Annotated in this window: 21 protein-coding genes; 11 read left to right on the plus strand and 10 right to left on the minus strand. The window is 66.7% G+C overall.

The window, feature by feature from the left end; translation table 11 throughout:
- Nucleotides 1-11: 11 nt before the first annotated feature.
- The 5 genes from QX048_RS16620 to soxA are packed head-to-tail and all read left to right on the plus strand — an operon-like array spanning nt 12 to nt 3,310.
- Complete coding sequence (locus QX048_RS16620) at nt 12-1,289, plus strand: NAD(P)/FAD-dependent oxidoreductase (RefSeq protein ID WP_315826491.1); 1,278 nt, start codon at nt 12-14, stop codon at nt 1,287-1,289.
- A complete protein-coding gene (soxX, locus tag QX048_RS16625) occupies nt 1,276-1,719 on the plus strand; it encodes a sulfur oxidation c-type cytochrome SoxX (protein WP_315826431.1) in 444 nt (147 codons plus the stop codon). Before QX048_RS16620 ends, soxX begins: the two co-directional genes overlap by 14 nt.
- A 6-nt stretch (nt 1,720-1,725) precedes the next feature.
- Nucleotides 1,726-2,214, plus strand: a complete 489-nt coding sequence (locus tag QX048_RS16630; protein WP_316191794.1) for a SoxY-related AACIE arm protein — start codon at nt 1,726-1,728, stop codon at nt 2,212-2,214.
- Entirely contained in the window at nt 2,214-2,534 is a 321-nt protein-coding gene (gene soxZ, locus QX048_RS16635) for a thiosulfate oxidation carrier complex protein SoxZ (protein ID WP_315715681.1), read from the plus strand. The genes QX048_RS16630 and soxZ overlap by 1 nt, the downstream gene beginning before the upstream one ends.
- Entirely contained in the window at nt 2,534-3,310 is a 777-nt protein-coding gene (soxA, locus tag QX048_RS16640; protein WP_315826492.1) for a sulfur oxidation c-type cytochrome SoxA, read from the plus strand. Before soxZ ends, soxA begins: the two co-directional genes overlap by 1 nt.
- A 132-nt stretch (nt 3,311-3,442) precedes the next feature.
- Here soxA and QX048_RS16645 read toward each other — a convergent pair whose 3' ends face one another.
- Nucleotides 3,443-4,402: a LysR family transcriptional regulator gene (locus tag QX048_RS16645; RefSeq protein ID WP_315826433.1), complete on the minus strand. Its 960-nt coding sequence runs from the start codon at nt 4,400-4,402 to the stop codon at nt 3,443-3,445.
- Nucleotides 4,403-4,503: 101 nt separating this feature from the next.
- On the opposite strand from QX048_RS16645, the gene QX048_RS16650 reads away from it, so the two are divergent.
- From QX048_RS16650 to QX048_RS16660, 3 genes are all read left to right on the plus strand, one after another.
- Nucleotides 4,504-4,941 (plus strand): DoxX family protein, encoded by a 438-nt coding sequence (locus tag QX048_RS16650; RefSeq protein ID WP_315826434.1) that lies wholly within the window; start codon nt 4,504-4,506, stop codon nt 4,939-4,941.
- Between the two features lie 63 nt (nt 4,942-5,004).
- Nucleotides 5,005-5,469: a hypothetical protein gene (locus QX048_RS16655; RefSeq protein WP_315715677.1), complete on the plus strand. Its 465-nt coding sequence runs from the start codon at nt 5,005-5,007 to the stop codon at nt 5,467-5,469.
- Nucleotides 5,470-5,575: 106 nt separating this feature from the next.
- Entirely contained in the window at nt 5,576-6,067 is a 492-nt protein-coding gene (locus QX048_RS16660) for a TlpA disulfide reductase family protein (RefSeq protein ID WP_315826493.1), read from the plus strand.
- A gap of 52 nt (nt 6,068-6,119) precedes the next feature.
- Here the strand turns inward: QX048_RS16660 and QX048_RS16665 are convergent, their stop codons facing one another.
- The 3 genes from QX048_RS16665 to QX048_RS16675 form a co-directional block, all read right to left on the minus strand.
- Nucleotides 6,120-7,775 carry a regulator gene (locus tag QX048_RS16665; protein ID WP_315826435.1) on the minus strand — a complete coding sequence of 552 codons (1,656 nt, stop codon included), beginning with the start codon at nt 7,773-7,775 and terminating at the stop codon, nt 6,120-6,122.
- 74 nt (nt 7,776-7,849) lie between these two features.
- A complete protein-coding gene (locus QX048_RS16670; RefSeq protein ID WP_315826436.1) occupies nt 7,850-8,536 on the minus strand; it encodes an isochorismatase family cysteine hydrolase in 687 nt (228 codons plus the stop codon).
- 986 nt (nt 8,537-9,522) lie between these two features.
- Entirely contained in the window at nt 9,523-10,569 is a 1,047-nt protein-coding gene (locus QX048_RS16675) for a S1C family serine protease (RefSeq protein ID WP_315826437.1), read from the minus strand.
- 156 nt (nt 10,570-10,725) lie between these two features.
- Between QX048_RS16675 and QX048_RS16680 the strand changes: the two genes are divergently transcribed.
- Nucleotides 10,726-11,493, plus strand: coding sequence for a thermonuclease family protein (locus tag QX048_RS16680; protein WP_409999226.1), 768 nt, complete (start codon nt 10,726-10,728; stop codon nt 11,491-11,493).
- A 76-nt stretch (nt 11,494-11,569) separates the two neighbouring features.
- Here the strand turns inward: QX048_RS16680 and cyoD are convergent, their stop codons facing one another.
- The 6 genes from cyoD to QX048_RS16710 form a co-directional block, all read right to left on the minus strand.
- Entirely contained in the window at nt 11,570-11,953 is a 384-nt protein-coding gene (gene cyoD, locus QX048_RS16685; RefSeq protein ID WP_315715673.1) for a cytochrome o ubiquinol oxidase subunit IV, read from the minus strand.
- Nucleotides 11,950-12,591: a cytochrome o ubiquinol oxidase subunit III gene (cyoC, locus tag QX048_RS16690; protein WP_315715672.1), complete on the minus strand. Its 642-nt coding sequence runs from the start codon at nt 12,589-12,591 to the stop codon at nt 11,950-11,952. The genes cyoD and cyoC overlap by 4 nt, the downstream gene beginning before the upstream one ends.
- 24 nt (nt 12,592-12,615) lie before the next feature.
- Entirely contained in the window at nt 12,616-13,449 is an 834-nt protein-coding gene (locus QX048_RS16695) for a COX aromatic rich motif-containing protein (RefSeq protein WP_315826495.1), read from the minus strand.
- 72 nt (nt 13,450-13,521) lie between these two features.
- On the minus strand, nt 13,522-14,853 hold the full coding sequence (locus QX048_RS16700) for a sorbosone dehydrogenase family protein (RefSeq protein ID WP_315826438.1): 1,332 nt from the start codon (nt 14,851-14,853) through the stop codon (nt 13,522-13,524).
- Nucleotides 14,854-14,934: 81 nt separating this feature from the next.
- Entirely contained in the window at nt 14,935-16,722 is a 1,788-nt protein-coding gene (locus QX048_RS16705; RefSeq protein WP_315826439.1) for a chloride channel protein, read from the minus strand.
- 255 nt (nt 16,723-16,977) lie between these two features.
- Nucleotides 16,978-18,210: an acetyl-CoA C-acetyltransferase gene (locus tag QX048_RS16710; protein WP_315826440.1), complete on the minus strand. Its 1,233-nt coding sequence runs from the start codon at nt 18,208-18,210 to the stop codon at nt 16,978-16,980.
- Nucleotides 18,211-18,779: 569 nt separating this feature from the next.
- Between QX048_RS16710 and QX048_RS16715 the strand changes: the two genes are divergently transcribed.
- Both QX048_RS16715 and dctA read left to right on the plus strand, forming a co-directional pair.
- The gene (locus QX048_RS16715; RefSeq protein ID WP_315751965.1) at nt 18,780-19,745 is read left to right on the plus strand and encodes an amidohydrolase family protein; all 966 of its coding nucleotides are present in this window, start codon (nt 18,780-18,782) and stop codon (nt 19,743-19,745) included.
- Between the two features lie 45 nt (nt 19,746-19,790).
- Complete coding sequence (gene dctA / locus QX048_RS16720; protein ID WP_315826441.1) at nt 19,791-21,104, plus strand: C4-dicarboxylate transporter DctA; 1,314 nt, start codon at nt 19,791-19,793, stop codon at nt 21,102-21,104.
- Nucleotides 21,105-21,212: the final 108 nt, after the last annotated feature.

Consider the following 21,212-nt stretch of genomic DNA (forward strand, 5'->3'; position numbering starts at 1 on the left):
ATTGCAGGATGATGACGATGTCCCGGCAGCGCACGCGCAGAGAGGTCGGCGGCCTGATCGCGGCGTCAGTTGCCATGATCGCCGCCCCTGCCGTGCTGCGCGCACAAGCGATGGCGCGCGTCGTCGTGATCGGCGGCGGCTTCGGCGGCGCCAGTTGCGCCCGCGCGCTGCGCCAAGCCGATGGCAAGCTCGACGTCACGCTGGTCGAGGCCAACACGACCTTCACGGCGTGTCCGCTCAGCAACGAGGTCATCGCTAGCCTGCGCGATATCAGTGCCCAGCAGTTCGGCTATGACAAGATCGCAGCCGAAGGCGTGAGCACTGTGCTGCGGGCGGCCACGGCGGTCGATGCGCCCGCCCACAAGGTGACGCTCGCCGACGGCAGCGCGCTGGCCTATGACCGCCTCGTGCTGGCGCCCGGCATCGACCTCGATTTCACAGCCCTGCAAGGCTACGACGAGGCCGCCTCCGCGGTCATGCCGCACGCCTACAAGGCCGGCGAGCAGACGCTGCTGCTGCGGACGCAGATCGAGGCGATGCCGGATGGCGGCACCGTCGCGATCGCCGTCCCGGCCAATCCGTCGCGCTGTCCGCCCGCGCCTTACGAACGCGCCAGCCTGATCGCGCATTATCTCAAGGCGCACAAGCCGAGGTCGAAGGTGCTGATCCTCGATGCCAAGGACAGCTTCTCGCAGCAGAAGCTGTTCGAGCAGGCGTGGCAGCAGCTCTACCCCGGCGTGATCGAACGCATTCCGCTGTCGCAGGGCGGCCGCGTCACCGGCGTCGAGATCGCCACGCGTACCGTTGTCACCGAGTTCGGCAATTACAATCCCGATGTGACCAACATCATCCCGCCGCAGAAGGCCGGCCGCATTGCCGCCCTCGCCGGCGCAGCCGACCGCACCGGCTGGTGCCCGATCGATGCCGCGACCTTCGCCTCGAAGCTCGTCCCCGACGTCCATGTCATCGGCGACGCCTGTCTTGGCGGCGGCATCCCGAAATCGGCCGGCGCCGCCCAGGCGCAGGGCAAGGCGTGTGCGGCCGTGATCGTGCGCGATCTGACGGGACGGCGGTCGGAGCCGCCGCCGCTGACCGGCATCTGTTACAGCATCGTCGCGCCGGACGACGCGTTCTCGCTCGCCGGCGTCTACCAGCCCAAGGGAGACATCTTCGCCGAGATCGAGGGCGGACGGGCCAGCCCGGTCGACGCATCGCGCGAGACGCGCGCGCGTGAGGCCGCCGCCGCGACGGCCTGGTTCAAGGCGCTGACCCACGATGCCTTCGGCTAGCCTTGTCATCGCCGCGCTCGTGGCCGCCCTGCCCGCCGCTGTCGCGGCGCAGACACTCGCGCCCGCTACGATCACCGGCGACGGCATCGCCTCGTCCCTCACCGGACGGCCTGGCGACGCCACCCGCGGCCGCGCACTCGTCCTCGCGCGCAGCTCGACCTGCATCCTCTGTCACTCCGGCCCGTTTCCGGAAGCGCGCTTCCAGGGCGATCTCGCACCCAGCCTTGCCGGGGCCGGCAGCCGTTCAACGATCCCGCAGCTCCGCTTGCGGCTGGTCGATGCCTCCAGGCTCAATCCGGAAACGATCATGCCGTCCTATTATCGCATTGACGGGCTGACGCGCGTCGGTTCCGCCTGGCGCGACAAGCCGATCCTGTCGGCAGAGCAGATCGAAGACATCGTCGCCTATCTCGCGACCTTGCGCGAGTGAGCCCATATGACCGGCATGTTCGAACCGTCCCACATGTCCCGCCGCCACCTGCTGCAACTGGCGGGAACGCTGACCGCCGCGGGCGCGCTGCCGCTGATCACGGTCCGGCCTGCGCAGGCGACCCCGGCGATGCTGGCGTCGGCGATCCGCAACCTCGTCGGCGAGGCAAAGGTGAACGCCGGCAAGATCCGATTAGACATCCCGCCGCTGGTCGAGAACGGCAACACCGTGCCGATGACCGTCAGCGTCGATCACCCGATGACGCCTGACGATTTCGTCAAGAGCATCCACGTCTTCAACGAGAAGAACCCGCAGCCCAACGTCGCCAGCTTTCACCTGATGGCGAGCGCCGGCCGCGCCCAGGTCACGACGCGCATCCGGCTCGCCGACACCCAGAAGGTCGTGGCGATCGCAAGGCTCTCCGACGGCTCGTTCTGGTCGGCGAGCGTCGACGTCATCGTGACCTTGGCCGCCTGCACCGAGGAGATGCCGTGATGCCTGCCGCCCTCGTCAACGTTCCCGCCAAGGCCAAGCGCGGCGCCGTCATCGAGATCAAGACGCTGATGAGCCACGTCATGGAGCCGGGCTATCGCCATACGGCCGCAGGCGAAGCCATCCCGCGCGACATCATCACCAGCTTCACCTGCCGCTTCAACGGCACCGAGATCTTTCGCGCCGATCTCTATCCGGCCATCGCGGCCAATCCGTTCCTGTCGTTCTTCACCACGGCTACCGAGAGCGGCCGCTTCGAGTTCGAATGGATCGGCGACAACGGGTTCGTCGCCACCACCGCCGCCGCGATCACGATCGAATGATGCGGTCTGCGTTTCTCACTGTCGTCACGGCAATCGTCCTGACCTTGCCCGTGCTTGCCGGCGAGATCGCTGAGTCCGAGCGCCGCTCCGGCTATGACTTCATGTCGTCGGACACCAGGGCGATGCAGGACGACGACACCGCCAATCCGGCGATGCTGTCGGTGCTCGACGGTGAGGCGCTGTGGACGACGAAGGCAGGCACGGCCAACAAGGCGTGCGGCGATTGTCATGGCGCGGTCGATGTCAGCATGAAGGGCGTCGCCGCGCGCTATCCCGCCTTCAATGCCGCCAGCGGTGCGCCGGTCGATCTCGGCCAGCGCGTCAATCTCTGCCGCAAACAGCATCAGGAGGCGGCGCCGTTCGCAGCAGAGAGCCGCGAGCTGCTGGCACTGACGGCGCTGATCGCGAAGCAATCGCGCGGGATGCCGATCACCGCTGGCGACGATCCGCGGCTCCAGCCCTTCATCGCGCGCGGTCGCGAGCTATTTTTCCAGCGGCAGGGCCAGCTCAATCTCGCCTGCACCAATTGTCACGATGACAATTGGCGCAAGCATCTCGCCGGCTCCGCGATCACGCAGGGACAGTCGACGGGCTATCCGATCTACCGGCTGGAATGGCAAGGCATAGGCTCGCTGCAGCGCCGCCTGCGCGGCTGCATGACCGGGGTGCGCGCCCAGGCCTACGATTTCGACGCCCCCGACATGATCGCGCTGGAGCTGTATCTGATGTCCCGGGCGCAAGGGATGCCGGTGGAGGCGCCGGCGGTGCGGCCGTGAGCGGGCAAGGTCTCGCGAGCTATCAGGCAAGTCGTTCGAGCTTGCAGAACGCCGCTTACGAACGAGCCGTGCCATGGGTTACGCGTCATGGCCGGCCATGACGGCATAGAGACCTCCGGCGACCCAATATGCTCAAGACCCTGCCTTCCGTCCCTTTCTCATCCCCGCCGCAGTCGGATCGATCGCGGCCAGAGGTCCGTCCGAGGCCTGCTTCATCAGGGGATCGGCGGCGATGAAGTCGATGAAGGTGCGGACCTTGGCGGAGAGATATTTTCGGCTCGGATAGACCGCCATCAGCGGCGCTTTGATCGTCAGCATCTCCGGCAGCACCGTCTCGAGCCGGCCGCTGGCGAGGTCGTCGGCCATCAGCCAGCGCGGCAGCACCGCCATGCCCATGCCGGCGACAGCGGCGTGATGCAGGAGCGTCTCGTTGGCGCTGATCAGCACCTCGTTGAAGTTGACCGTCACCTCGCCGTCCACGGTCGGCAGGATCATGGCCCGCAGCGGGTACAACGCGTATTTCAGCATTGCATGGCCATTGAGATCGGCCACCGCCTTCGGCCGCCCGGCGGCGGCGAGATAGCTCGGCGCGGCGACGAGCTGCATCAGCACCGGCGACAGCGGCCGCGCGATCAGCCCATCGCCGGGCGTGGCCGAGACGCGCAGCGCCAGATCAAACCCCTCGTCGACAAGGTTGACCAGGCGTCCGCTGAGATCGAGATCGATCACCACGTCCGGATAGCGCGCGCGGTACGCCGCGAGCGTGCCGGCAAACAGCGGATTGGCGAACCATACCGGCGCGCTGACCTTCAGGGTGCCGCGCGGGATCACGGTTGCCTTGCTGACGACGGCCTCGACCTCGTCGAGAGACTCCAGCATCGGCCGCACCTGGTCGAAATAGACTTGGCCGGCCTCGGTCAGGCCGACCCGCCGGCTGGTGCGGTTGAGCAGCCGGGTCGAGAGCCGCTGCTCCAGCTGCATGACATGCTTGGAGGCCATCGCCGCCGAAAGCCCCAGGCGATCGGCGGCGGCCGCGAAGCTCTTGAGCTCCGCGACCTGGCAGAACACCCGAATACTGACCAGCGTATCCACTTATCATCAACCCATAGAAAATGATGGCTTAACAAAAAGGATAATGATCAAACCAGAAGAAATTATCAATGTCGGGCACCTTTCCATTTGGAGCTCCGACCATGTCCAGCACCGCATCGACCACCGATCTCAGCCCACTCCAGCCCCCGCTGGCGCTGCGCATCGGCCTGTGGGTCGCCCAGACCCTGCTCTTCGCCCTGTTCTGCTTCGCCGGCGTCACCAAGGTCTTCACGCCGATCGAGGAACTCGCCCAGATGATGCCGTGGACCGGCGAATATTCGGTGGCCTTCGTCCGCACCATCGGCCTGATCGATCTGGCTGGCGGGCTCGGCATCCTGTTGCCGTCGCTGACCCGCATCATGCCGCGCGTGACCGTGCTGGCCGCGATCGGCTGTGCCACGCTACAGGTGTTCGCGTTCGCCTTCCACATCTCCCGCGGCGAAGCGGCAGTCACGCCTTTGAACATCCTGCTGCTGGCGCTGTCGCTGTTCGTACTGTGGGGCCGCAACGGCAAAGCGCCGATCGCGCCGCGCGGCTGATCCGAGCATCGCCGGCGCTGGCCATCCAGCGCCGGCGCATCGCGTGCTTTAAAGGAAGCCATGATGAGCGAACCGATCCCTGACGTGTCGCGCCGCGGCTTTCTCGCTGGCGCGACAGCCCTCGGCGCCCCAGCCCCTGCCGTCCCGGCCGTCGCCCAGCATCGCGCCGGCATTGTCGTGCTGATCGACCGCAACGACCCCCATGTGATGGGTCACGCCATCAGCTATTCCGGCAATCTGACGCGGCATTTCGGCAGTCTCGGACAGACCCCCGCGATCGAGGTCGTCGCCAACGGCACCGGCATCGACGTATTTCGCGCCGACAAATCACCGCTCAAGGAGCCGCTCGCGGCGCTGCGGCAGATGTATCCGCATATCGGCTTCAGCATGTGCGCCTCGTCGAAGTCGATCGCGGAGAGCAAGGAGAACCTCACGATCCAGCTGATCGACGGCGCCAGGCTGGTGCCGTTCGGCATCGGCCGCGTCGTCGAGCTGCAGCGCAAAGGCTGGGCCTACGTCCATGGCTGAGGCTTTGAGCGCGCCCGCACGGCGCGATCTGCTGCTGGCCGCGGCCAGCCTGCTGCTGCTGACAAGCAGGCCTGCTTGCGCCGGCGCACAGGACCCGAGCCCGCCGGTGTTCCGCAGCGGCCGCACCCAGTTCATCGTCGAGCGGCCGCGCCAGGCGCTGCCGCCGTTGAAGCTGCAGGACATGGGCGGCAAGGACGTGACGCTCGCGCCCAAGCCCGGCCATGTCACGCTGGTCAATCTCTGGGCGAGCTGGTGCGCGGCGTGCAAGATCGACCTGCCGACGCTGGCCGGGCTGGAGCGGATGCGGATTCCGGCGCTCGACGTCTGGACCATCTGCACCGACCGGCGCGACATCAAGAGCATCCGCCGCTATGCCGAGGCGATCGCGATGCCCCGCGCCTCCTTCGCCGATCCGCATGCGCAAGCGACCAATCCGGCCAATGCCGATGCCTCGATCTTCGCGACGCCGGCGATGCCGATCACCTATCTGGTCGGCACGAGGGGATTGATCGAAGGCTATGTCACCGGGGCGGCCGAATGGCCGTCCGAGCCGGGCCAGGCGCTGTTGCGCTATTATCTCGATCAGCCGGGCGCGTGAAAATCATAACCGGCGGCCATGCCGCCGGTTGTCGTTCCCGTTGAAAAGATACCTATTCTGCCGGCGCCACATGCATGTCGGCATGCGCCAGGTAGCTCTCGGACGTGCCGAGCCGCCCCAGTGCGAACAGCCCGCCTGCGACGGCCGCATAGGCCAGCGCCACCGCCGGCGTCACGCCGAAACCGCCACCGATGCCGACCGCCTCGCCATGCATGAAGCCGAAATAGGTCATGACGGCGCCGGCGAGCGCGAACGCCGCCGCCTTGATAAAGTCGCGCTCGATCACGAACACGCCGATCGCGCCGAGCACGAGGCCGGCGAGGATCGAGCCGCCGCCCATCACTTCGAGCCCGTGATACAGCACGCCCTGCTGCGGCAGCGCCGCGATCGCAGCGGTCTTGACCGCATCGACCTTGTCGGCCGCGAGGCCGCCGACGCTCTGCGCCGCGGCCACCGTCGAGGCCAGCATGGTGTCGATCTGCAGCTTGGCCCAGGCGGCGAGATGCGGCGTGAAGGCGAGCACGATCGCGGGCGCGTGCTTGACCGGCGTGGTCTGGAACGCCTGCGCGCCGATCAGCATGCCGATGTAGAGCAGGATCGGCGAAATCGCGACCACCGGCACCAGTGCCAGCAGCACCGAGATGATGCCGAGCCAGGACAGCACGATCACCATCAGCCCGGTCGCCGCGGAGTAGCCGATGCGGCCGCCCATCGCCTTCCAGCCGGGATGGCCGATATAGACCGCGTTGATGAAAGGATTGCCCATCATGCAGCCGATCAGGCTGACGATGCCGTCGGCGGTCAGCACCCGCGTGGTCGGATATTCGTCGCCCGCGGCTTCCGCGCTCTCGACGTTATCCATCGCCTCGACGAGGTCGTAGATGCCGAACGGAATCGCAGTCACCAGGATGATCCCGAGATATTCGAAGCCGGAGAACACCGTGCCGAAGGCCGGCAGCGGCACCGAGAACCCGAAGTTCGCAAAGGCGTCCCCGACGCCCTTGACGCTGAGCCCGCCGAGACCGAGGCCGAACAGGTTCGAGCCCCACGCGATGATCATGCCGACCGCGATCGCCACCAGGCCGGCCGGCAGCCCCTTCGGATATTTCACGCCGCCGAACCAGCTCACCAGAATGATCGCGAAGCACACCAGGCCGATCTGCGGCGTCATGTACATCTCGAGCGCCGGCCGCATCGAGATGAAGGTGACCGAGACGCCGGCGAGCGTGCCGAGCAGCGCCGCCCGCGGCGTGATCTTGCGGATGTAGGGCGCGACGAAGCCGCCGATCATCAGGATGAAGCTCTGGAAGAACACCCAGACGAGGCCGGCCGACCAGCCCTTCAGGGGATCGCCGGTCTTGAGCGTGATCGGCAGCATGATCACGAAGGTCACGATGAACATGTGCGGGACACTGACGCCCGAGGGCAGCGCGCAGACGTCGCTGCGTCCGGTCTTCTGCGCCAGGCGATAGGCGAGGAAGGCGTAATACAGGGTCGACAGGCACATCATGAGGCCGAGCGCCGGCAGGATGCGGCCGAACACCAGGCTGTCCGGCATCTTCAGCACGAAGCGCAACAGTCCGGTGAGGACGAGCATGTTGACGAGGATGTTGGTGCCGAAACCGAAGAACGCGTTCCAGTCGCCGGGTGTCCACAGCACCGGCTTGAAATCCGCCTTGACCGAGCTTGCCGTCCCGCTTCCGCTCATCGCCTTGCTCCCCTGTTGCTTGCAGCGACTACATGACCGAACTCATTCGTCTCGACTCGTCTCTCAGCTCTCTCTCAGCTCATGGCCTTCAGCACCGCGGTCGACTCCGCGACCCAGCCGAAGATGCCGCCCTGTGCCTTGATCATCTTCAGGCCCATCTCGTGGAATTCCGGGAAGTAGGACGCGCAGCCGTCGGAGATGACGACGCAGCGATAACCGCGGTCATTGGCCTCGCGCACGGTGGTGTTGACGCAGACCTCGGTGGTGACGCCGCACACCAGCAGGTTTTCGACGCCGTGATGCTTCAGCACGTCACCGAGTTCGGTGGCGTAGAAGGCGCCCTTCCCCGGCTTGTCGATCACGACCTCGCCGTCGACAGGATAGAGCGCGGGAATGATGTCGTGGCCGGCCTCGCCGCGGATGAGGATGCGCCCCATCGGACCGGGATCGCCGATGCGAAGCGACGGCGCGCCGCGCTCGACCTTGGCCGGCGGCGCGTCGGAGAGATCCGGCGCGTGCCCCTCGCGCGTATGGATCACCAGCATGCCGCTCATGCGTGCCGCCGCCAGCACGTTGGCAATCGGGACAACCGCACGGGCGAGCTGCGAGACGTCGTTGCCCAGCGTCTCGCCGAATCCACCCGGCTCCATGAAGTCGCGCTGCATGTCGATGATGACCAGCGCGGTCTTGAAGAGATCGAGCGTGATCGGCTCCGGCTCGGCCGTGATCGTAGCGGTTGCCGATGCAGATGAGTTCGCCATACCAGCCGCTTGCCTCTCCACGAGAATGCCTCGCAACAGACGAAGCAAGCGCTATGCCATTGTGTACAATTCGGCGGGACGCAAGCGCGACGGCGAAGCACGAACTAATTCAAAGGGTTGAGAAGCGCGCCGGCAATGCCCGGTCGCTGAGCACGTTTTGTTTGCAGCGATCGCAGCTCATTTCATGAGCGGCCATTGCATGCAACGATCACCCTGCTGCATCCCCTTGCACCAAGGGAAGCCAGTGAATTGAGGAGAGTCTCAACTGCGCGAGGTTGCCCACCGATCGCGCCAAACCGAACGGCGCCGTCCCGGGCTTGACCCGGGACGACAGCGGAGGGCGAGGCGCCATATTCCGATAAAGATAATCTTATTGCTATTTTTCGGAAATCATGATTGTATCCGCGTATCCCGCCTCCTGCAGAAGGGGCGTAGCGCGCGATCGTCACGACACGCGAGGTGGGGATGCGATGGCCGCGGGAGCTCGCAGCATATCTTCTTGATGTGCGGACGAACGAGCGCCTGCGGACGGTCAAGTCGCGTGGTCCTGACCTCCCGAAGCTGAGGTCAAGTCCGGCGCCACTGCTGATGCTCGGCGTGGACGACGGTGGCCAACCAGCCGGCGCACCGGGGAGATCGCGAAGCAGCCGTAAGCCCATCGCGCAGGGAATGCCGGAATGTCGGCTGCACCTGTGGTACCTGCCGCCTGCATTCTTGTTCGCAGGCGGGCCATGGGTGAGGCCCTCACCCGGCATTCCCTGCGCCCTCTGCACTGTTTGCGAGGGACGAACTGATCGCGAGCCTCGGGCATCACGTGCCGCGAGAACGCGATGACATGTCCTCAATCATTCAGCTGTTTGAATCGTGAAGCGCGCCCTCCGCTCCGCCGTCGTCCCGGACAAGCCACGACGCGCACCAGCGCGGCGCGGCGGCGTTCGCCGGGACGACGGCGGTGGTTGTGGCAGCAGCTCAACATCCCACGACGCTCACGACGCCTGCCGCGCCGCCGGCTTGCGCTCGACCGGGTGGATGTCGATGCCGCGCAGCCGTCCCAGCCGCAGCACGTCCATCGCGACGGTACGGCCGATGCGGTCGCGGTCGAGCACGCGGATCAGGTCGTCGACGCCGTTGATGTCGACGCCGTCGAGCTTGATCACGACGTCGCCGGGCAGCAGGCCGGCGCGGGCCGCGGGCCCGTCCGGCTCGATCTGCATCAACAGCGCGCCCATCTTGTTCTCGACGCCGGCGAGCAACGCATGTCGCCGCGGCACCGGCGCGGTCTGCCCGGACACGCCGATATAGGCGCGGCGGACGTAGCCGTGGCGGATGATCTCCGACAGCACGAACTGCGCGGTGTTGCTGGCGACCGCAAAGCAGATGCCCTGCGCGCCTTGGATGATGGCGGTGTTGATGCCGATCACCTCGGCGGCCGACGACACCAGCGCCCCGCCGGAATTGCCTGGGTTGAGCGCCGCATCGGTCTGGATGACGTCCTCGATCATGCGGCCCGAGACCGAGCGGATCGAGCGGCCGAGCGCCGAGACCACGCCAGCCGTCACCGTGGATTCGAAGCCGAGCGGATTGCCGATCGCGACCACGAGCTGGCCGCGGCGCAGGCTCTTGGAGTTGCCGAGCGCGGCGTAGCGCAGGTCGCGCGCGTGATTGGCGCGCAGCAAGGCGAGATCGGTGTCGGGATCGACGCCGAGCACCTGAGCGTCGGTGACGACGCCCTCGACGTCGCGCAGCCGGATGCTCTTGGAGGAGCCGACGACATGGCTGTTGGTCAGCACGAGACCGTCGGGCGAGATCACGATGCCCGAGCCGAGCCCGCCGCGCTCGGCGCGGGAGCCGGCGGTCGACCCAGCCCTGGGGCCGGTTTCGACGCGCACGACCGCAGGGCCGACCCGCTCGGTGACGTCGATGACGGCATTGGAATAGGCGTCCAGCAGCGCGCGGTCGTCGGCCGGCGCAGCATCAGACGCGCGCGCCGGCGACACCGCATCGCCGGCGAGATCGGAGGTAAAGTCCAACATGGCAAGATTTCCTTCGCCCGGTCAGATGGGTAGCAGCCGCCCCCCGCGCAAGGTGGCGATCCGGCGGCGCCGTTCCGCGCCGTCCTTGGCGAGACTCACGCGCGCTGTGATAGGACTACGGCCGGGTATTTGATGAATCTGATTGCGGGAGGAAGCATGCGGCTGCGAGACCGGCTGTTGTCGTTGTGTGGGGCCATGGTGCTGGGAGCCGACATGACCGGCGCATCGCTGGCGGCGAGCGCCACGGTGCGCAGCGGCGACACGATCCAGCTCGGCGACACGGTGTTCCGGCTCGACGGCATCGATGCGCCGGAGGTCGACCAGCTCTGCATCGACGATCACGCCGATTCCTGGAGCTGCGGCGTCGAGGCACGCGAGCAGCTTGGCAAGCTGATCGGCGGCCGCTCGGTGCGCTGCGACGATCTCGGCCCCGACAAGCCGCTCAAGACGCGCAGGATCGGCCTCTGCACCATCGACGGCGACAAGGTCAGCCTGAACCAACAGGTCGCGCGCGCGGGCTACGCCATGAGCGCGGATCCGGCGATCAAGTATCGCGCCAAGGACGATGTCGCCGCGGCCAAGGAGGCGGTGCGCGGGCTGTGGAAGGGATGTTTCGTCGCCCCAGCCGAGTTCCGCGCCGACAAGAAGGACGGCGCCCTGCTCGGCGCGGCCTGCCGCGCCGACCGCGACCGCGAGATCCGTGCGGTGCTCTTCCCGGACGCGCCGAGCGCGCCGCCGGGCTGCAGCATCAAGGGGAAGTTCGCGGTGCGCGCCCGCGTCACCGGCAACATCGGCATCTACCATCTGCAGGGCTGCCCGAGCTATCCGGCGACCACCGAGCCCGACCGCTGGTTCTGCTCGGAGGACGATGCACGCGCCGCCGGCTTCCGCCGTGCATTCAACTGCCGCGCGCCGAAGAAGTGAGATCGGACGGTCGACGAGCCGGCACGACGAAGCAATCGAGAGCTGTCGCGCGGCCCCTGGATTGCCGCAACGATGCTCAGTGCTGCATCTGCAGCAGCTGATCCATCGGCATCATGTTGTGGTTGAGGTTCGCCATGATCCACAGCGAGCCGCCGACGACGAGAAACACGATCAGCAGCCCGAAGGCCAGCGCCAGCACGTTGTTGGTGTTGTCGGGCCCGGTGGTGATGTGCAGGAAGAACACCAGGTGCACCCCCATCTGGGCGATCGCCAGGACGATGATCGCGACCGGGATCGACGGCTGCCAGACGAGGTCGGTGCCGGCGATGAAGAACGACGTCGCCGTCAGCAGGATCGCGAGACCGAGGCCCGCGACATAGAACAGGACGCGGGAACGCAGGCTGCCATGCTGCTGCTCGCCGGGCGCGAGATCGAATTCCGCGGGGGCTTGATCGGTCATGTCGCACTCCCGAGCAGATAGACCACGGAGAACACCGCGACCCAGATGATGTCGAGCGCGTGCCAGAACAGCGCGAAGCACAGGATGCGACGCTCGATGTCGGCGCGGAAGCCCTTGGCGACCACCTGCGCCATCATGGTCAGCAGCCACAGGATGCCAGCCGCGACGTGCAGGCCATGGCAGCCGACCAGAGTGAAGAACGCCGACAGGAAGGCGCTGCGGCTCGGCCCGTCGCCGCGGCCGACGAGGTCGACGAACTCTCGGACCTCGAGCAGCAGGAAGCCGGCGCCGAGCAGGCCGGTGACGGCCATCGCGACCTGGAACCAGAGCTGGTTGTGGCGCTCGGCGGCAATGCTCGCCATGCCGCAGGTGAAGCTCGACAGCAACAGCAAAGCGGTCTCGACCGCGACGTTGCGGACGTCGAACAGTTCGGCGCCGCCCGGACCGCCGGCGGTCGCACCCGACAGCACAGCGAAGCTCGCGAAGAAGCACGAGAACATCACGATGTCGGAGAGCAGGAATATCCAGAAGCCGAATCCGGTCACGATCCGTTTCGGCGCCGGCCCAGGATGCTCGGCGGCACGCAGTTGATGCGGATCGGCATAGGCAGGCGCCTGAGCGACGGTGGTCACCGACATCGGCCCACTCCCTTTGCGACGACTTCAGTGGGCATGCGCCGTTCCGCCTTCCGGCCGCGACTGGTTCTCGCTGAGCTGCGGTCCCGGCGCCGGAGGGATCTTCTGGCTGGCGATGTTGCCGAACAACTCGGGATCCGCGAGCCGGTAGGTCTTCGGGCGGGTCTCGACGGACTGCGCCGCGAGCTCCTTGTAGCCCGCCTCGTCGAGCACCTGGCCGCTCCTGGCAGCATTCGTCACCCAGTTGGCGAAGTCGGGCTGCGAGACGACGCTGGTGTCGAACATCATGTCGGGAAAACCGTCGCCGCTGAAATGCGAGGCCAAGCCCTTGTAGGTCCCGACATGATCTCCGCGCAGGTTCAGCCGCGTGACCATGCCGTTCATGGTGTAGATCATGCCGCCGAGCTGCGGGATGAAGAAGGCCGTCATGACGCTGCCGGATGTCAGCTCGAAGCGCAGCGGCGCGCCGATCGGGACGGTCAGGCTGTTGACGGTGGCGATGCGCTGGTCGGGATAGATGAACAGCCACTTCCAGTCGAGCGACACCGCCTGGATGCGGATCGGAAGCCCGGTGCCGTCGACGGGCTTGCCCGGGTCGAGCTGGTGCGAGCCGATCCAGGCGACGCCGCCGAGCAGGATGACGGTGAGCGCGGGGATCGACCACACCACGAGCTCGACCGCGCCCGAATAGGCGAACTCCGGCCGGTAGCGCGCCCTGGCGTTGGAGCTGCGGAACCAGAACGCGAAAGCGAGCACCGCGATCGATGTCGGCACGATGATCGCCAGCATGATGATGACGGAATCGATCAGGATCGTCTGCTCGGCGGCGGCGATCGGCCCTTGCGGATCGAAGATGTTCATACGCTCATCCGGCATTCATCCGCGCTCCCAACCCACACCGGATCGAGAGGTTCCTGCGCCGCAAAGATCCGCTCAGCGGCTCACGCGCCAGATCGTGCTGTTGCCGTCTTCGGAGATGAGCAGGCTGCCGTCGCGCGCCACGGTGACGCCGACCGGCCGGCCCCAGACCTCGCGATCGTTGACGACGAATCCGGTGACGAAATCCTCGTATTCGCCGGTGGGCACGCCGTCCTTGAGCCTGACCCGGATCACCTTGTAGCCGGTGCGCTTGGACCGGTTCCACGAGCCGTGCTCGGCAGCGAAGGCATCGCCGCGATACTCCGGCGGAAACAGATTGCCGTCGTAGAATGTCAGACCGAGCGAGGCCGAATGCGGCTGCAGCAGCACGTCGGGCACGGTGATCCTGCCCTTCAGGTCGGGGCGCTCGCCGGCATGGCGCGGGTCGGGGTTGTCGCCGATGTAGTACCAGGGCCAGCCATAGAAGCCGCCCTCCTTCACCCGCGTGACATAATCCGGCACCAGATCGTCGCCGAGCCCGTCGCGTTCGTTGGTCGAGCACCACGGCGTTCCGGTCGCGGGCTGGATGGCGAGGCCGACGCAGTTGCGGATGCCGGTGGCGAACAGGCTGCGGTTCTTGCCGTCGGGATCGAACGCCAGCACGCTGGCACGGTCGGCCTCCCCGCCCCAGGCCGCGCCGAGCGGGTGCGCCTTGATCCAGGCACTGACTCCGCCGGCTGGCTCTCCCAGCGCTTCGCCGACATTGCCGGTGGAGCCGACCGACACCAGCATGCGCTTGTCGTCCCTGGTGAAGACGATATCGCGCGTCGAATGGCCGTAGCCGGCCGGCAGATCGGGCACGACGAGCTGCAGCGGCCCCTGCGCCTTCATGTCGCCGGCCCGATAGGGAAAGCGCATGACGCGCTCGGTGCTCGCGACATAGATCCATTGCGGATCGCTGCTCGGGTAGAAGGCGATGCCGAAGGGATGGCCGAGACGGTCGGCGAAGATCTCGCTCGACGCGACCTTGCTGCCGTCCTCGCTCGGACGCAGCACGCGGACGCGCCCTGCCCGGGTCTCGGCAACGAAGATGTCGCCATTCGGCGCGGTACGGAGGATGCGCGGCCCGCTCAGCCCCTCGGCAAACAGCGCGATCTTGAAACCGTCGATGACCCTCGGCACGGCGGAGGCCGGTCGTTGCATCACGCGGGAGACGTTGGCTGCGGACGCCGTCGCCCCCGGTTTGGGCAGGTCTTCGGGACGGATCAGCCTGATTGTGCCAGGTGCATCACCCTGCCAACTGCCGAACGCGTCCTTGCCTTTCAGCACAACAGGTTCGGCTGCGGCGGCGGTCGCCGCCAGCGCGCTCAAGGTCGCCACGACAGCCGTGCTGATCAGTCTCGTCATGCGGTCCTCGCGCGTCTCGAACGGCCGGCAGTCTACCCCGGTCGAGGACCGGCGATCACGTGTCGCGGCGACGGGACGCGATCACGACAGCGCCCCGAGCACGCCGCGCGTCGCCTGGTCGATCTCCTCGACATAGCGGCGGCGCGCGAAGGACTCGGTCAGGAAGCCGATCACCTTGCGGCTGTTCTCCGATTCCAGCACCGCCAGCTCTTCGGCGCCGGAATCGTCGAAGATCTTCATCGCCGTCTTGACGTTCATTTCGGGCAACAGCGCGACGTCGAAATATTTGGCGAGCTCGACCACCTGGATCTCGTCGGCGATGGAGTCCAATTCGCCCGAGAACAGATCGGGCAAGGAGACCAGCCCGCAATAATCGTCGCTGTTGTTCACCACCACCACGGCCTGGCGCGTGCCCAGCGCGAACTCGCGCCGGCAGGCCGCGATGCTGGTCGTGGTCGGCACCTTGGCGACGTCGGAGCGCATCAGCCGCTCGACCGTGAGGTTGCGCAGCCAGCCGACGTCATTGGCGCTGCGGATGGTCTCGCCGCGCAGATGCAGGCGCCAGGTCGAGAACGAGTGGCCGAACAGGACGCGGACGCACACCGACGTCACGATGCAAGCGCCCAGCACGACGGCCGTGACGTCGACGCTGCGGGTCATCTCCAGCACCAGGAACGACATCGTCAGCGGCCCGCCGACGATGGCGACACCGAGCGTCGCCATGCCCGTGAGCATCGCCACCAGCGGGTCGATCGCGAGCCCGAGGCCGGCCAGCGCGAGCAGTCCCGCAAACAGCTTGCCGAGCAGGCTGCCGACGAACAGCGAGGCGAAGAACAGACCGCCGCGGAAGCCCGAGGCCAGCGAGATCAGGCAGGCGGCGAGCTTGAGCACGATGATGGTGGCGATCATGCCGACCGCCATCTCGCGATGCAGGTCGAGCAGCATTGCGCCGTGGCCTGCCGCCAGCACCTGCGGCGTCACGATCGCCATGGCGCCGACACAGACCCCGCCGATCACCGGGCGCAGCCACACCGGAATGCGGACGAACAGCCGCTCGACCGCCGGCGAGGCACGCATCACCACGATGCCGATGCCGGCGACGAGGAGCGCCAGCACGAACAGCGCGATGTATTGCTCGAAGCCGACCGCGCCGACCTTGGCGACCTCCAGCGAATACGGCGCGCCGGCGAGATATTGCGAGGTCAGCGCACCCGCCAGCGAGGCCGCCAGGATCGGCGCCGCGCTGCCGACGGAGTAGACGCCGACGATCAGCTCATAGGCATAGAACGCCCCCGTGATCGGCGCGCCGAAAGCGGCCGCAATGGCGGCGGCCGCACCGCAGCCGAGGATGAGGCGCATATCGTTGCGGCGGAGCGTGAGATACTGCCCAAGCAGCGAGGCGACGCCGGCACCGATCTGGGTGTAGCCGGCCTCGAGCCCGACCGACGCGCCGGAGCCGTTGGAGACCAGGGTCTGGCCGCTCACCACGATGCTGTCGCGCATCGACAGCCGTCCGCCGCGCAGCGCATTGGCCTCGACAGGGTCGACCGCGGCCGCAATCTTCCAGCGCCGCCGCAGCCATTCCATGATGCCGAGCGCAAGGCCGCCGCAGGCGGGCGCGATCAGGGCGACGGCCGGGTTGACCGAGGTATGAGCGCTGAGCCGGACATCGATCGGAATGCCGTAGATGACCACATGCGCGACCTGCGCGATCAGGCTCATCACCGTCACGATCGCACCCGTCGCAACGCCGATCACCAGCGCCAGCGGTATCAGGTAGAACTCGTTGCTGCGCAGCAGGGCCCGCAGCCGCGTGACCACCCGGTTCGAAGCCTTGCGATCGATGATATGCGACAGCGTCGACAGCACGGAGAGCCATTTCTTCTACGATGAGGCCTCGCCGTGGCAATAACCTGTCGCAACTAGCGGAACAAGCGCGAATTCCTGTCCGATCGAAACGTGGTTGACTGGTCCGGAAAGTGGAACCGCCGCGGCTCGCGCGATCCTGCGCCTCAACTGCGCGGCACCGCCGAGGTCACAAGCGGCCCAGGTGCAAAACAACGGCGCCCGCCACGGGAGACTCCGCAACGGGCGCGCGCAACTCAAATCGAGAAGATGTCCCGTTCAGATCCGCTCGATGATGATCGCGGGTGCCATGCCACCGGCCGCGCACATCGTGACCAGGCCGCGCTTGAGATCGCGCCGCTCGAGCTCGTCGAGCAGCGTCCCGATCAGGATGGAACCGGTGGCGCCGATCGGATGTCCCAGCGCGATCGAGCCGCCGTTCACATTGACCTTGGCGCGGTCGAGCTCGAGGTCGCGGATATACTTCTCGGCGACGACGGCGAACGCCTCGTTGATCTCGAACAGGTCGATGTCATCAAGCTTGAGCCCGGCCTTGGCCAGCACCTTGCGCGTCGCCGGCACCGGGGCGTTCAGCATCAGGGTCGGGTCGTCGCCCATATTGGCCATCGCCACGACGCGTGCACGCGGCTTCAGGCCATGGGCCTTGGCATAGGACGGCGACGCCAGCAGGATCGCCGCCGCACCGTCGACCACGCCCGAGGAGTTGCCGGCGTGATGCACGAATTCGATCTCGAGGCCGGGATAGCGCTGCAGGATCAGGTTGCGATACGTCGTACCCTTCTCGTCCAGCGCGTAGTCGGCGATCGCCGGAAACGCCGGCTTCAGCGCGGCCAGCGCCTCGGCCGTGGTCTGCGGCCGGGGGTATTCCTCGTGGTCGAGCGCGACGCTGCCGTCCTCGCGATGCACCGGCACCAGACTCTTCTTGAAATGGCCGGCAGCGATCGCAGCCGCCGCGCGCTTCTGGCTCTCCAGCCCGAGCGCGTCGACGTCGGCGCGGGTGATGCCTTCCATGGTGGCGATGGCATCGGCGCAGACGCCCTGATGCGACTGCGGATGCAGCGCGCGCAGATGCAGATTGCCGGCATCCATCATCAGCGGCCCCTCGCCGCGCCGGCCGTCCATCGACATCATCTCGCAGCCGCCGGCGACGACGAGGTCCTCCTGCCCGGCCATGATCGAGGCCGCGGCGATGTTGACGCTGGTGATGCCGGAGCCGCAGAAGCGATCGAGCGTGACGCCCGAGGCGCGGATGTCGTAGCCGGCGTCGAGCGCCGACATGCGGCCGAGATCGCCGCTCTGCGGTCCGCGCTGCGACGAGCAGCCCCAGATGATGTCGTCGACATCGCCGGTATTGATGCCGGTGCGGTCGGCCAGCGCACGCAGCACGGTGGCGCCGAGACGCTGCGGGTGCAGCCCGGCGAGCGCGCCCTTGCCGGCTTTGCCAATACCGCGCGGCGTTCTGCAGGCATCGATGATGAGCGCGTCGACCATGGTGTTTCCTTTGCCCGATGTTGTTGTGCGCTGACCGCGCGCGGCGTCTCGGCGGCCGCACGCCTCTCTTTGCTGTCGCATAGCATTGCGCATGCGGTCTTCACAACGGCGCTTGAAGCTGCCGGCGCATGACCAGAACGCACGCCATGGCTTTGACACAACTCACCTTTCCGTCGCACGAACAATTCCGCGGATCGGCGCGCTCGGGCTGCCTTCTCGCAGACTGGTTGAAGAGCAGCCCATCTCGCCCAGACGCGCTGCAACGCAGCTCGAACGGAGGGTCTCGGCAACGTTGGCAGTTGGACTGCAGAGCATTGTCCAACCAAGCGAACTGACCGTTCACCCAATGCTTCTTGTCATGCTGCAGAGGCTGCAAGATCCTCGATCAGGAACGACTGGGATCACAGCGATCCGCCGGCTCGGGAGCCGGAACCCCCATGATCACGACGCCACGTTGAGAGGTCGCCCGACCTCTCCTTCGTGGCGTGACGATAGCAAACACGAACGATGCCGGAGCCTGGCGGGCAGCGCCTGCCTGTGACCGCGGCCATCCCGAGGAGGACGCTCTGATGTTGAGACGAGACCTGCTGGCCACCATGGCCGGACTGGGAGCGGCGAGCGTGCTCGGAGGCCCTGCCCTCTCCGCCGACGAGGCCAAGATCCCCAGCATAGCCGGCCCGGATCCGGCCCCGAAGACCCCGAGCTTCAGGGCGCCACCGGGCAGCGTCGATACCCACACCCACATCTTCGGGCCGGCCGCGACCTATCCATTCTCGCCCACCCGCCCCTACACGCCGCCCGACGCATCGCTGGAGATGTTCCGGGCGCTGCACGCCAAGATCGGCGTCGAGCGCGCCGTCATCGTCAACGCCACCGTCCACGGCACCGACAATCGGGTCGTGACCGATGCGATCGCGCAGAGCAATGGCAACTACAAGGGCGTCGCCAACATCAACGCGGCGATGTCCGATGCCGACCTCGCGGCGCTCGGCAAGGCCGGCATCTGCGCCTGCCGGTTCGCCTTCCTCCGCCGCCTCGGCGGCGTCGGCGACATGAACGTCTTCCGCACCCTGGTGGACCGCGTCGCGGCGATCGGCTGGCACGTCGACGTTTATCTCGAGGCCGGGACGATCCAGGAATTCGTGCCGATCCTGAAGGCGCTGCCGGTCACCTATGTGATCGACCACATGGGCACGATCAGCGCTGCCAAGGGGATCGACGATGCCGGGTTCAAGGCGCTGCTCGACCTGCAGGCGAGCGACGACAAGTGCTGGATCAAGATCACCGGTCCCGAGCGCGCTTCGGCCTCCGGCCCCCCGTTCCACGACGCGGTCCCGTTCGCCCGCAAGCTGATCGACAACGCGCCGGATCGCGTCATCTGGGGCACCGACTGGCCGCATCCGAACGTCAAGATCATGCCCAATGACGGCGATCTGGTCGATCTGATCCCACTCTACGCCCCGGATCCGGCCATGCAGCGAAAGCTGCTTGTCAGCAATCCCGAACGGCTGTTCAAGTTCGAGCCCAAGAGCTGAGTCACCGCCAGCTGCGAATTCGCCCGTTCAGCGACAGGACCGATCATGACCGCCACGACCCTCACCGCCGACAGCAAGGCAGGCGCCCGCCGCGGCTGGTGGAAGGAGCTTTGGGTCCAGGTCATGATCGCGATGGCAGCGGGCATCCTGCTCGGTGCCATCAAGCCGGATCTGGGCGCCCAGATGCAGCCGCTCGGCGACGCCTTCATCAAGGCGATCCGGATGCTGATCGCGCCGATCATCTTCTGCACGGTGGTCAACGGCATTGCCCACATGGCCGACATGGCCAAGGTCGGCCGCGTCGCGATCAAGGCGCTGATCTATTTCGAGGCCGTCACGACGCTGGCGCTGATCATCGGCTTGACCGCGGTGAACCTGTTTCAGCCCGGCGTCGGCATGAACGTCGACCCGGCGACGATCAACTCCGCGACGATCGAGCCCTATATCAAGCAGACCGCTGCGGTCGGCTTCGTGCCGTTCCTGCTCAACATCATCCCGCAGACCTTCGTTGGCGCCTTTGCCGAGGGCAATATCCTGCAGGTGCTGTTCATCTCGGTCATGTGCGGCTTTGCGCTGATCTGGCTCGGCGACCGCGCCAAGCCGGTGACGGACGTGATCGATGTCGCCGGCCGGATGATCTTCGGTGTCGTTCGGATCGTGATGTGGGCAGCGCCGCTGGGCGCATTCGGGGCCATCGCCTTCACCGTCGGCAAGTTCGGCCTGGGCTCGCTGGCCAAGCTCGGCCTGCTGCTCGGCAGCTTCTATCTCACCTGCCTGATCTTCATCGCCGCCGTGCTCGGTCCGATTGCCGCCTTCACCGGCTTCAGCCTGTGGAAGCTGATCCGCTACATCAGGGACGAGGTGCTGGTCTGCATCGCCACCACGTCATCGGAGACCGTGCTGCCGCGCATGCTGGCGAAACTCGAAGCCGCTGGCTGCGAACGCAGCATCGTCGGTCTCGTCATCCCCACCGGCTATTCGTTCAATCTCGACGGCACCTGCCTCTACCTCGCGACCGCCGCGGTGTTTCTGGCGCAGGCGACCAACACGCATCTCGACATCAGCCACCAGATCGGGCTGCTGCTGATCCTGCTGGTGACGTCGAAGGGCGCGGCCGGCATCGCGGGCGCCGCCTTCGTCGTGCTGGCCGCCACGCTCGCCGCGACCGGTACGATTCCGGTCGCCAGCGTCGCGCTGGTGCTCGGCATCCATCGCCTGATGTCGCAGGGGCTGACGCCGACCAACCTGATAGGCAATGCAGTCGCCACCATCGTCATCGCGAAGTGGGAGAACGGCTTGGACGCGACATGCCTGCGCGAGGTGCTCGATGGCCGCAAGACGGCATCTGATACAAATTGACATCATCCCAGCAGTCCTGAAACGACCTCTGCCGCATTGATGCCGATCAAACGGCGCATGACCTAAAATTAATAGTTATCTCCTTCGTCTCGCTGCTGCGCTCAGCTA

Source organism: Bradyrhizobium sp. SZCCHNS30572 (genome assembly GCF_032484415.1).
Classification (GTDB): Bacteria; Pseudomonadota; Alphaproteobacteria; order Rhizobiales; family Xanthobacteraceae; genus Bradyrhizobium.